Source organism: Xanthobacter autotrophicus ATCC 700552 (assembly GCF_043194565.1).
GTDB lineage: Bacteria > Pseudomonadota > Alphaproteobacteria > Rhizobiales > Xanthobacteraceae > Xanthobacter > Xanthobacter autotrophicus_F.
In genome coordinates, this window is sequence record NZ_JBAFVS010000004.1 from 272063 (window position 1) to 283958 (window position 11896).

The following is an 11896-nucleotide window of genomic DNA, read 5'->3' on the forward strand; positions in this document are numbered from 1 at the left end:
GCCCTTTCAATCAGTGCCGCTGGGCCCGGTCGAGGCGCTTTTCCAGCGCCATCGAGTACCGGGACATGCCGAAGCAGAAGACGAAGTAGATGATGCCGGCGAAGCCGAAACCGGTGAACAGGGTGGTGGGCGAGGCCCAGGTGGGATCGGTGAAGGCCGCGCGCATGGAGCCGAGCAGGTCGAAGATCGAGACGATCAGCACCAGCGTCGTGTCCTTGAACAGGCCGATGAAGTTGTTGACGATCCCCGGGATCACCAGCTTCAGCGCCTGCGGCAGCACCACGAGCCGCAGCATGAGGGTGGAAGGCAGGCCCACCGCCATGGCCCCTTCGTACTGGCCCTTGGGAATGGCCTGCAGGCCGCCGCGCACCACCTCCGCCATATAGGCCGAGGCGAACAGGGCGACGCCCACCAAGGCGCGCAACAGCCCGTCAATGGTGATGCCCCCGGGCAGGAACAGGGGCAGCATATAGGTGGCGAAGAACAGCACCGTGATCAGCGGCACGCCGCGCCAGAACTCGATGAAGATGATGGACAGCGCCTTCACCAGCGGCAGCCTGGAGCGCCGGCCCAGCGCCAGCAGGATGCCGAAGGGCAGCGACACGGTGATACCGGTGACCGCGATGACGAGGGTGACCAGCAGGCCGCCCCACAGCCGGGTTTCCACCTGCGGCAGGCCCAGGTCGATGTCCATGGCGAAGATGACGAGGCCGAGCAGGACGAAGACCGAGAGGGTGGTCTTCGCCGCCCCCGGTGCCGCCTCCGGCCCGGCGACGATGCGCGAGACCAGATAGGCGATGCCGGTGACGATGCCCGTCGACAGCACGAAGTCGATCCAGAAGCCGGCGCGCATCCCGAGCACGGTGCCGGTGCCGGCAAACAGGTCGCCGAGGCCGAACGAGCCCAGCAGGAAGCGCTGCATCACCAGATTGCCGCCGGTGAGCAGCACAAAGGCCACCACCGGGAACACGCCGAAGAACGCAATGGCGTTGAGCCGCTTGCCGGGCAGTTTCTGGATCAGCAGCGGCAGCAGCAGGAGGGCGCCGAGGGCGTACACCAGGTTCACGCGCCAGCGCTCGCTGGCCGGATAGAAGCCGTAGATGAGCTGGTCCAGCTTGGCCCAGACGAAGGGCCAGCAGGCGCCCACGGCCCGGCCCACGTTCTCGGGCAGGCAGGCCTCGCGGTTGGTGCCGGTCCACACCGCGTCGATGAGGAAGAATTTGATGAACGGCGGGACGGTCACATAGACCAGCCAGATGCCGAACAGGGTCAACAGCACCTGCGGCACCGAGCCGACCAGATGCCGGCGCACCCAGAGCACGGGGCCGCGGGTGGCCACCGGGGCCGGCTCCTGCTCGCGCAGGAGCGAGGAGACATAGGCTTGCGCGGGGGAGACCCGGGGGGCGGAGAGGGGCACGGTGGTGTCGCTCATCTCACCGCTCCACCAGCGCGACGCGCTTGTTGTACCAGCCCATGACCATGGACGTGAGGATGGAGATGGTGAGGTAGACCGCCATGGTCACCGCGATGATCTCGATGGCCTGCCCGGTCTGGTTCAGCGTGGTGCCGGCGAAGATGGCGAACAGGTCGGGATAGCCCACCGCCACGCCCAGCGAAGAGTTCTTCGTCAGGTTGAGATACTGGCTGGTGAGCGGCGGCACGATCACCCGCATGGCCTGCGGGATGACGACGAGGCGCAGGGTCGGGCCATTGCGCAGGCCGAGGGAATGCGCCGCCTCGCTCTGGCCCTTGGAGACGGCGAGGATGCCCGAGCGCACGATCTCGGCGATGAAGCCGCCGGTGTAGATGGCCAGCGCCAAAAGCAGCGAGACGAATTCGGGGATGACCCGCAGCCCGCCGACGAAATTGAAGCCGCGCAGCTCCGGCGTCTCGATGGTGACGGGATTACCCACGGCGTAGGAGGCCGCCAGCGGCAGCGCGATGAGGAGGGCAAGGCCGGTCCAGAACGCCGGGAACGGCTTGCCCGTGGCCTCGCGCCGCTTCTTCGCCCACCGGCCGATCACAAAGCTCGCCACCACCGCCGCGATGAGGGCGTAGAGGATGGCCAGGGAGCCGTCCTCGAACACGGGACGGGGCACCACGAGGCCGCGATTGTTCACGAACACGGACGGCGCCGACAGGCCCGCCGCGAACGTCGAGATGGGCGTGCCGAGTACCCCGAGTCCGATGCCCGAAAGCCCGGAGCCGATGGCGCCGAACAGGGGCTGGAGGCCGAAGCCCCAGCTTTGCCGCGGCCCCGGCAGGGTGGAGAGCACCGCGAGGTACCAGAACATGATCTGGAACAGGGGCGGCAGGTTGCGGGTGATTTCCACGTAGGCGGAAGCCAGAGCCTTGATCACCACGTTCTTCGAGAGGCGCGCGACGCCCATCACGAAGCCGATGATCGTGGCGAGGATGACACCCAGGAAGGCCACCAGCAGGGTATTGAGCAGGCCCACCACGAAGGCGCGGCCGTAGCTCATGGTCTCGTTGTAGGGGATGAGCGTCTGGCTGATGGCGAAGCCGGCGCGATTGTCGAGGAAGCCGAAGCCCGAGGCGATGCCGAGGCGCGCGAGGTTGGCTGTGGCGTTGGCGTAGAAGGACCAGACCAGCCAGATCATGATGAGCGCCAGAACGATCTGGATCACCGCGGAGCGCAGCTTGGGATCCGTCCACGACCAGCGACGGCGCGTCGCCGCCGGCGGCCCCGAAAGGCGAACATCCGACATGGTACCCCCGAAAGTGCGGGCTTTTAGCCCTTTATCTTTGGTGGTGGCGGGCACCGCCCCGGGCGTCCGCCACCTAGAGTTTCAGTGTGCAGGCTTGCCTGCGTCAGCGCACCGGCATGCCGTACTGGATGCCACCCTTCGTCCACAGGTTGTTGAGGCCGCGCTCGATGCCGAGCGGGGTGGCGGGGCCGACGTTGCGGTCGTAGATCTCGCCGTAATTGCCGGTGGCCTTGATGATGCGCACCGCCCAGTCAGCGGTCAGGCCGATGCCCTCGCCATACTTGCCGTCCGTGCCCAGCAGGCGCTTCACGTCCGGATTTTGGGAGTTGACCTGCTCGCCCACGTTCTTCTGGGTGACGCCCAGTTCCTCGGCGTTGAGCAGGGCGAAATAAACCCACTTCACGAGATCGCTCCACTGGTCGTCGCCATGGCGCACCAGCGGGCCGAGGGGTTCCTTGGAGATGGTTTCGGGCAGGATCACGTGGTCGGCGGCATTGGTCAGCTTGAGCCGCACGGCGGCGAGCTGGGAGCGGTCGGCGGTGAACACGTCGCAGCGGCCCGATTCATAGGCCTTCACCGTCTCGTCGAGGGTGCCGAACGCGATCACTTCGCCGTTCTTCATGTTGTTGGCGCGGAAGAAGTCGGACACATTGAGCTCGTTGGAGGTGCCCGTCTGCACGCAGACGGAGGCGCCCTGAAGCTCCTTCGCCGATTTCAGCCCCACCGACTTGCGGATGAGGAAGCCCTGGCCGTCATAATAGATCACGCCGGCGAAGTTGAATCCCAGCGTGGTGTCGCGCGACATGGTCCAGGTGGTGTTGCGCGACAGGACGTCGATGGCGCCAGAGGTCAGCGCGGTAAAGCGGTCCTTGGCGGAGAGCGGGCTGAACTTCACTTTCGTGGGATCATTGAAGATTGCCGCTGCGATGGCGCGGCAGAAGTCCACGTCGAGACCGCCCCACTCATTCTTGTCGTTGGGGCTCGAGAAGCCGGGCAGGCCCTGCGACACGCCGCAGTTGACCGAGCCGCGCGTCTTGACCTCGTCGAGCGTGGCGGCATTGACGGCACCGGCCAGAGACAAAAGCCCAACTGCTGCGAAGAGGATGCGTTTCACGGAAGGTTCCTTCTTTGAGATGACGCCCCCGCCGCCCTGCCGTCCGGTCGAGCCGCCAGGGTGGCGGGTCAGGCTCGACGGGGCGGCCCAAGACGTCTATCCCGCCCATCACAGCCCCTTGGCGCGGGCGGGTCAATAGAGGGACCCCCGCCGCAGCCGACCATCGGCACAGGAGAATTGCATGTCGCATGGGCACGATGATCGAACAGGCAGCGACCCCGGCCTGAGGCCTGCGACGAAAGTCGTACACTCCGGCCGCGATCCCAAGCGTTTCGACGGTTTCGTCAATACGCCCGTCGTGCGCGGATCGACCGTTCTTTCGGCAACCTATGACGATCTCATTCACCATCGCGGCCGCTACAGCTATGGCCGGCGGGGCAATCCGACCACCGAAAGCTTCGAGATCGCGCTGAAGGCGCTGGAGGGCGGCGACGGAGTCGTGCTCACGCCGTCGGGCCTTTCGGCCTGTTCCATCGCCCTCCTGTCGGTGCTCGGCTCCGGCGACCACCTGTTGATGGTGGACACCGCCTATCGCCCCACGCGCTCGTTCTGCGACCAGGTGCTGAAGCGGCTCGGGGTGGAGACCACCTATTACGATCCGCTGGCGGGCGCCGGCATCGCGGAGCTGATCCGCGACACCACCCGCGCCATCTTCCTCGAATCGCCGGGCTCGCAGAGCTTCGAGATGCAGGATGTGCCTGCTATTGCGGCAGTGGCGCGGGCGCGGGGCATCACCACCCTCATCGACAACACCTGGGCGACGCCGCTTTTCTTCAAGCCCCATGCCTTCGGCGTCGACATCTCCATCCAGGCCGGCACCAAATATATCGGCGGCCATGCCGACCTCAATCTCGGCACCATCTCCGCCGTGGGGTCGGCATGGAAGAAGGTCATCACCACCCACGGCACCATGGGCATCACCATCAGCCCCGACGACGCGGCTCTGGGCGCGCGGGGCCTGCGCACCCTCGCCGTGCGGCTCGCCCAGCACCAGCGGTCGGGGCTGGAGATGGCGCAGTGGCTGCAGGATCGCCCGGAGGTGTCGCGGGTGCTCCATCCGGCCCTGCCCACCGATCCCGGCCACGCCATTTGGAAGCGGGACTTCTGCGGCGCCACCGGACTGTTCAGCCTGATCCTGAAGGAGGTGCCGGAGCGCGCCGTCGCCGCCTTCTTCGATGCCCTGACCCTGTTCGGCATGGGCTATTCGTGGGGCGGCTACGAGAGCCTCGCCATCCCGTTCGACTGCCGCGACTATCGCACGGCGACGGAATGGGACGTGGAAGGCCCTGCCGTGCGTCTGCACATCGGCCTCGAGGACGTGGCCGACCTGAAGGCCGATCTCGACCAGGCCTTCGCCAAGATGCGCGCGGCGGCCTGAGGCGGCCGGTGTTCACAACAGGGAGCATTCTGCCGATCGGATGGGTCGTCCCGCCCGGTCGGGACGTGCTTCAGCCCTGATCGTGCGGCCGCGACCAGGTCTGCTCCGGCTGTTCTTCATCCTGCGGGGATCGGTGGCAGCGAGCGAGCCGGAGGAGCCGTTCGGTACGCTGCCCAACGACCTGCCCATCGCGGCGCTCGCCACCAGTATCGAGATCATCTTGAGGGAAGGCACGGGCGAGGGCGATTTGCCGGAGGCGCCGGTACCGGAAGCCTATCTGTTGCTTTAGGTGAAACCGCCGCGCGGACGGGGCGTTCTTCTTTGGCGGAGGCTGGACCGCAAGGAGGGCGTCATGCAGAACCCTACCGGAACCGAGGAGGAACGCGGATTTCGCGATCCCGACGCGCACACGCCGGACGGCGCGCCGGTGAAGAGCGGGGTCAAGGCCCGCCAGGGCGTCATCTCTGGGCGCATCCTGACCGTGCTGACCGTGGGCCTGGTCCTCGTGGTGCTCGCCCTGACCATAAGCTATTGCAGCGCCGGCTGAGGCGTCCTCACACCGGGATGTTGTCGATGAGCCGCGTCTCGCCGAGCCACGCCGCCGCGAGCAGGCGGATGGGCTCGGGGCTGGCCTCCGGCCCCTCCTTCAGGGGCGCGAGGGTGTCGGCGTTGCGGGCGGCCACATAATCCACCTTCAGCCCCAGGGCCTCGATCATGCCCTGCGCGATGCCGACAGCGGCCTGCGGCGCGGAGCCGGAGCGGATCGCTTCGGCGGCACGGGTGAGGGCGGTGAAGATGATCGGGGCGACGGTGCGCTGGTCCTCGTCCAGATAGGCATTGCGGGAGGAGAGGGCGAGGCCGTCCTCCTCGCGGATGGTGGGTACGGCCACCACCTCGACGCCGAGGTCCAGGTCCCGCGACAGGCGCGTCACCACCTTGAGCTGCTGGTAGTCCTTCTCGCCGAACAGGGCGTAGTCCGGGGCGCACTGGATGAAGAGCTTGCCCACCACGGTGGCCACGCCGCCGAAGAAATGCGGGCGGAAGTCAGTCTCCAGCCCTTCCGAGGGGCCGCCCACGGCGATGCGGGTTACGAAGCCCGACGGGTACATCTCGGTGGGGGTGGGCGCATAGACAAGGTCCACGCCCACGTCCGCCAGCTTGTAGAGGTCGCTCTCCAGCGAGCGGGGATATTGCGAGAAATCCTCGTGCGGCGCGAACTGGGTGGGGTTGACGAAGACGGACACCACGGTGCGCTGCGCCAGTTCGCGCGCCTTCTCCGCCAGCGCCACATGGCCGGCGTGCAGCGCCCCCATGGTGGGCACCAGCGCCACCCGCGCGCCTTCCGCGCGGAAGCCCGCGACTCGCGCCCTGAGGTCGCGCACGCGCCCCACCACCTTCGGCATTGTCGACATGATCCCAGCCCTCTCTTGCCGCCCGCTCTTGCGCCCCCTCCTGCCGCCCGCCGCAGCACATGGGGCGCCGGTGCCGATGGCGGCGCCGGGAGGAGATAGGGCGTCGTCGTCCCGTCATCAACCGCTGAGGTGACGTTTCCTTGCGCGTTTTCCTTGCCTGTTTCCCTCGCGCGTTTCCCGGCGCAGTGCCGCCGCCCCTTGGTTGGGAGCGCGCGCGGGCTTATGTGTGGACCAAGAGGCCCCCATGGCGAAGACGGACGACAAAGACGCGCGCCTGCCGAAGGCGAAGGATACGGTTTCCCCGGTGGTTTCCGGTGCCAACGACGTGGCGCGCTTCCTTGCCGCGGCACGGGCCATGCCCCCGGCGCGGCCGGCGGACGGGCGCGGGCGCCTCGCCTTCGCCCTCGATGCCACCGGATCGCGCCAGCCCACCTGGACGCTGGCCTGCGACATCCAGGCGGACATGTTTGCCTCCGCCGCTGCCCATGGCGGGCTCGATATCCAGATCGTCTATTACCGCGGGCAGGGGGAGTGCCGGGCGTCGCCCTTCGTGAAGGACGCGGCGACCTTGGGCGCCCTCATGCGCCGCATCGCCTGCCAGGGCGGGCTCACCCAGATCCATCGTGTGCTCGCCCACCTGTCGCGGGAGGCGGAGCGCTCCGGGCTGCGCGCCGCGGTGTTCGTCGGCGACGCTGTGGAGGAGGATGCCGCCGGTCTCGTTGCGGCGGCGGGCCAGCTGGCGCTGCGCGGGGTGCGGCTGTTCATGTTCCAGGAAGGGCGCGACAGCCGGGTGGAGGAGGTGTTCCGCACCCTGGCGGATGTGACCTCCGGCGCCTATTGCCGGTTCGATGCCCACGCCCCCGATGAATTACGCCAGCTGCTGGCGGCGGTGGCGGCCTATGCGGCGGGCGGTCGCCCCGCCCTCGCCAACCGGCGCGACGCCGGGGCGCGGCTTCTCATCGCCGCGCTCGGTCGCTGAGACGGGTGCATGCGCCCAAGCTTTGAATGCGTTCGACCTGTGAGGTGGTTTTCGTGATCAGCCTGATTGCCGGTGCCCTTCTGCTGATCATCGGCCTCTACGGCCTCAAGGTCTGGACCAAGGCCGACCCCAAGGTGCTGATGGCCATCCTGATGCGCTCGCTGGCCTATGCGGCCTTGCTGGGCGCGGCGGGGGCGCTGGCGACGGGGCGGTTTGGGGCGGCGATCCCGCTGGCGGCGGTGGGCATCGGCCTTCTGGGGCGGCTCGACCCGAAGGGGGTGGGCGGCTATCTCGGTGGCCTGTTTCGCAAGCGGCGCGCGCCGCAGGTCTCCAAGGTGCGCACCCAGCTCCTGGAGATGGAGCTGGACCTCGCCAGCGGCGAGATGAACGGCGTCGTCGTTTCCGGACCCCATGCGGGGACAAAGCTCGATGCGCTCGATGTGCCGGCTCTGCTTGCCCTGCGCCGCATCTGCGATGCGCAGTCGCTGGCGCTACTCGAAGCTTATCTCGACCGCCGGGCGCCCGTCTGGCGTGAGCACGCACAGGCGGATACGGGTGGCGGGAATATGGGCGCGGGTGAGCGCGTCCGCGCGGGCAGCGACGCGATGACCGAAGAGGAGGCCTATGAGATCCTTGGCCTTCAGCCGGGTGCGGAGGCCGAGGCCGTCCGCGCGGCGCACCGCGCCCTCATGAAGAAGCTCCACCCCGACCTGGGCGGATCCAGCTATCTGGCTGCGAGGATCAATCGAGCCAAGGACGTGATCTTGCGCAAGCATGGCTGATTCTCGTGCACGGCGTTCAATTCTTGAATGTCATACAGTCGAAGTCATTACGCTTGAGTAAACGGCAGGCTTCGCGGGCGCCCTTCTCATCCAGCCCGGCAAAGCGGGCGCGGTAGAGTTCGGACGAGCCCTTCTGCACCTTCTCCGTATAGGGATCGGCGCTGCCGAGGACCGACTTGGCGCGGGCCTTGGCGGCTTCGAGCTTGGCCTTGGCCTCGCGCTCGCCACCAAAGGCGCCGATCTGGATCTGCCAGCCGGAATGGGCGGAGGCGGGAACCGGAGATTTCGCCGGGGCGGGCTTTGCCGCCGGCTCGGGGACCGCCACCGGGACGAGGGACGCGGTGCGCACGGGCCGGGCCGGCGCGGGCGCCGCAGCTGGGGAGGCGCTCTGGCTGCGCTGGGCGGATTTCACGGCCTGGGCATAGGCGTCGTCCGGTTCCATGGCGGCAATGCGAGCGGCGCGCAGGGCCTGCTCGGAGGCGCCACTGGCCACCGCCGAGGTAAGGCGCGAGGTGTCCTTGCCGGCCGGCGTGGTCGCCTGCTGAAGAGACGCCGTCTGGGAAGAAGCCGCCTGAGCCTGCCGCCCGTGGCCCTGGGCCACGGCCTGCACCGCCGAGGCGGCGGGCGAGAGGGTGGCGCCGGAGGGGCCGAGATAGCCGAGCACGCCGGCGGGGGCGGCGAAGCTCGCCGGAGAGGGGGCCGCCGCCGCCTGCGTCGGGCGCTGGACCGCCACGGTCTTCACCGCCACCGGGCGGATGGGCTCGGCGGAGCCGGGCTTCACCGGCTGGCGGCTGGCCGCGGGGATGGAAGCGGTGGTCGCCGGCTCGGCGGCGGCGAGTTGCACGGCGGCGGGCTTCGGCAGCGGCGCCACGGCGTGGGGCGTGTCCTCATCGCGCTGGGCCACCACCGGCAGGGGCGCGGGGAAGGCGCGGCCCACGGGAATGGCGGCCTCGGCCACTTCGGTGACCTTCGGCGCGGTGCGTCCGCCGGCATAAGCCACGTTGAGATTCTGGCTGATGAGGTTGGTCATGCGCGCGTCGCGCGAACCGGCGCTGGAGCCGCCGAGCACCACACCCACCAGATAACGCCCGTCGCGCTTCACCGAGGTGACGAGGTTGAAGCCGGAGGCCTGGGTATAGCCGGTCTTGATGCCGTCCACGCCCTCCACCCGGCCGAGCAGGCGGTTGTGATTGCCGATGGCCTGCCCGCGATAATAGAAGGTGCGGGTGGAGAAATACTTGTATTGCTTGGGGAAGCGGTCCTGCACCGCGCGGCCGAGGATGGACAGGTCGCGCGCGGTGGTCACCTGATTGGGGTTCGGCAGGCCGTTGGCATTGCGGAACACGGTGCGGCTCATGCCGAGCGCGCGGGCCTTGCGCGTCATCATCTCCGCGAACTCGGATTCCGAGTCGGCGAGGTTTTCCGCGATCACCACCGCCACGTCGTTGGCGGAGCGCGTCACCAGCGCCTTGATGGCGTCTTCCACCTCGATGGTGGAGCCGGGCCGCACCCCGAGCTTGGACGGCTGCTGCGACGCCGCCTTGGCCGAAACCTGCAGGTTGCTGTCCAGCTTCAGGTTGCCCGCCTCCAACTGCTCGAACAGGAGGTACAGGGTCATGATCTTGGTGACTGAGGCAGGATGTCGCAGGGCGTCTGCATTGTCCTCGTAGAGCACCTTGCCGGTATTGGCGTCCACGATGATGGCGGCGGAGCCGTAGTGCCAGCGGCTGGAGTCGTCGGCAGTCTGGGGGGTGGCAACCTGCTTGGAGCGCGACTTGGATCGCTCCTTGGATCGCTCGACCTGGGCCTTCTTGCGGGGCTTCGCCTCGGCCACCGTCGTGGTCAGGGTGAACGCCGCAAGCACCGAAAAAGCAAGGGCTTTTACGGTCAAGGAGAGGCCGGCCGACGATTTACGCATGCACTTTTTCCCGTGTCGTTGGTCGCAATCCTGATCCAGTTCCCGCGCCCGTTGTGACCCGGAGCCTTGTGAAAGGCTTGTGCGTCGCACCGAGGGTTGGAGGAAGCGACCAAGTGCTGAGCCTAAAAACGCGGAGTTACCAAGGCGTAAACCTGGCAGCGCTGCCATATTGTGCGCTGCACAAAAACCGCTTGACGGCCGTGCTGCAGTGCATAATATCCACAACTGAGCGGAGGCAATAACCACTCTGCGCGGGGCCGGCCGATTTGCCGGCAAAAAGGGGACTCCCAATGGTTCAGACCGCTGAAGAGCTGCAGAAGATCAGCAAGGACAACATCGAATCCGCCATGAAGAGCTTCGGCACGCTTTCCAAGAGCGCCCAGGCGATCGCGGTGGAAATCGCCGACTACACCAAGTCCTCCTTCGAGCAGGGCACCGCTGCCCTCGAGAAGCTGCTCGGCGCCAAGACCGTTGAGCAGGCCATCGAGATCCAGCAGACCTACCTGAAGTCGGCCTACGAGGGTGCCGTGGCCCAGGCCACCAAGCTCGGTGAGCTGTACACGGAGCTGGCCAAGGAGACCTACAAGCCCTTCGAGTCGACCCTCGGCAAGACCGGCTTCAAGTTCCCGGCCTGAGGCTGATATTTCGCCTGCATCGGGCATTGCGCCGGGAGGGTGTTCTCGCGTCCCTCCGGCGCATCGGTTTCTTCGGGAACCCGCGTAAGTTGCGTAACAGGTGCTGCGTTGTCTGTGTTGCGTAGGTTGCGTTGCGTAGGTTGCGTAAAAGAGTTGCGTCACAAGGCCCGGCCCACCGCCGGGCCTTAGTCGTTTCGGCGCCCCGAAGGCGTTTCGGTATCCCCGACTCTGGCTCTTCGGCTGTTGCGTCCGCGGTGGCTCGCGGCCTGCGGCCCTGCCCTGGCGGGTCCGGATGCGGCACTCCGCGCCCCGGTTGAAAAGCCCCGGCACTGGCGAAGAGGCGCCGCACTTCCTATTATTCTCGTCATTCAGGGAGCTGCGCCACACTCCGTGCGGCGGCCGGAGCAGCGGAACAGGGCGCGACGGATATGATGCATATTTCAATCTCCACTTTTCAGGCACCGGCCCTGGCCGGTCCCGACACGCCACCCCGCAGGGGTGGCGATGGTCCCGGCACGGCGGTCATTTCCCGCACCAAGCCGCAGACCAAGCGGCCCTCGCTCTACCGCGTGCTGCTGCTGAACGACGACTACACGCCCATGGAATTCGTGGTGCATGTGCTCGAACGGTTCTTCAACAAGGACCGCGAGCAGGCGAACACGATCATGCTCCATGTGCACCATCACGGGGTGGGGGAGTGCGGCGTTTTCACCTATGAGGTCGCCGAAACAAAGGTGACGCAGGTGATGGATTTCGCCCGCAAGCACCAGCATCCGCTCCAGTGCGTGATGGAGAAGAAGTAAGCCGGCTCACGCGCTTCGCGAAAATCGTGATGGACGAAATCCGGGCCGTTGAGGCCCGGAATGCGAGGCGCTGTCTTGTGCTCGGCATGGATCACAGGCTAAGGGAAGCGTTTTTCCATCGCAGGAGGGGCTTGCGCACTGCGGCA

At 67.3% G+C, this 11896-nt stretch carries 12 protein-coding genes; 7 read left to right on the forward strand and 5 right to left on the reverse strand.

Annotation, left to right across the window (positions count from 1 at the left end):
• Window positions 1-10: 10 nt before the first annotated feature.
• The 3 genes from V5F48_RS06490 to V5F48_RS06500 all read right to left on the reverse strand — a co-directional run bounded on the left by V5F48_RS06490 (window position 11) and on the right by V5F48_RS06500 (window position 3843).
• Window positions 11-1432, reverse strand: coding sequence for an amino acid ABC transporter permease (locus tag V5F48_RS06490; RefSeq protein ID WP_394258033.1), 1422 nt, complete (start codon window positions 1430-1432; stop codon window positions 11-13).
• Between the two features lies 1 nt (window position 1433).
• On the reverse strand, window positions 1434-2729 hold the full coding sequence (locus tag V5F48_RS06495; RefSeq protein WP_394258034.1) for an amino acid ABC transporter permease: 1296 nt from the start codon (window positions 2727-2729) through the stop codon (window positions 1434-1436).
• A gap of 103 nt (window positions 2730-2832) precedes the next feature.
• Window positions 2833-3843 (reverse strand): amino acid ABC transporter substrate-binding protein, encoded by a 1011-nt coding sequence (locus V5F48_RS06500; RefSeq protein ID WP_394108850.1) that lies wholly within the window; start codon window positions 3841-3843, stop codon window positions 2833-2835.
• 181 nt (window positions 3844-4024) lie between these two features.
• On the opposite strand from V5F48_RS06500, the gene metC reads away from it, so the two are divergent.
• The 3 genes from metC to V5F48_RS06515 all read left to right on the forward strand — a co-directional run bounded on the left by metC (window position 4025) and on the right by V5F48_RS06515 (window position 5768).
• Entirely contained in the window at window positions 4025-5221 is a 1197-nt protein-coding gene (gene metC / locus V5F48_RS06505) for a cystathionine beta-lyase (protein WP_394258035.1), read from the forward strand.
• 40 nt (window positions 5222-5261) lie between these two features.
• Window positions 5262-5510, forward strand: coding sequence for a hypothetical protein (locus tag V5F48_RS06510; RefSeq protein WP_394258036.1), 249 nt, complete (start codon window positions 5262-5264; stop codon window positions 5508-5510).
• A 63-nt stretch (window positions 5511-5573) separates the two neighbouring features.
• On the forward strand, window positions 5574-5768 hold the full coding sequence (locus V5F48_RS06515; RefSeq protein WP_394108847.1) for a hypothetical protein: 195 nt from the start codon (window positions 5574-5576) through the stop codon (window positions 5766-5768).
• A 7-nt stretch (window positions 5769-5775) separates the two neighbouring features.
• Here V5F48_RS06515 and panC read toward each other — a convergent pair whose 3' ends face one another.
• Window positions 5776-6633, reverse strand: coding sequence for a pantoate--beta-alanine ligase (gene panC, locus V5F48_RS06520; RefSeq protein WP_394258037.1), 858 nt, complete (start codon window positions 6631-6633; stop codon window positions 5776-5778).
• 244 nt (window positions 6634-6877) lie between these two features.
• Here panC and V5F48_RS06525 point away from each other — a divergent pair, with 244 nt between their 5' ends.
• Together V5F48_RS06525 and V5F48_RS06530 are read left to right on the forward strand one after the other, a co-directional pair.
• The gene (locus V5F48_RS06525; protein WP_394258038.1) at window positions 6878-7612 is read left to right on the forward strand and encodes a VWA domain-containing protein; all 735 of its coding nucleotides are present in this window, start codon (window positions 6878-6880) and stop codon (window positions 7610-7612) included.
• 53 nt (window positions 7613-7665) lie between these two features.
• Entirely contained in the window at window positions 7666-8394 is a 729-nt protein-coding gene (locus V5F48_RS06530; RefSeq protein WP_394258039.1) for a DnaJ domain-containing protein, read from the forward strand.
• 16 nt (window positions 8395-8410) lie between these two features.
• Here the strand turns inward: V5F48_RS06530 and V5F48_RS06535 are convergent, their stop codons facing one another.
• The gene (locus tag V5F48_RS06535; protein ID WP_394258040.1) at window positions 8411-10312 is read right to left on the reverse strand and encodes a serine hydrolase; all 1902 of its coding nucleotides are present in this window, start codon (window positions 10310-10312) and stop codon (window positions 8411-8413) included.
• Window positions 10313-10602: 290 nt separating this feature from the next.
• Here V5F48_RS06535 and V5F48_RS06540 point away from each other — a divergent pair, with 290 nt between their 5' ends.
• Entirely contained in the window at window positions 10603-10947 is a 345-nt protein-coding gene (locus tag V5F48_RS06540; protein ID WP_394108842.1) for a phasin family protein, read from the forward strand.
• A 428-nt stretch (window positions 10948-11375) separates the two neighbouring features.
• Complete coding sequence (clpS, locus tag V5F48_RS06545; protein ID WP_394108841.1) at window positions 11376-11750, forward strand: ATP-dependent Clp protease adapter ClpS; 375 nt, start codon at window positions 11376-11378, stop codon at window positions 11748-11750.
• Window positions 11751-11896: the final 146 nt, after the last annotated feature.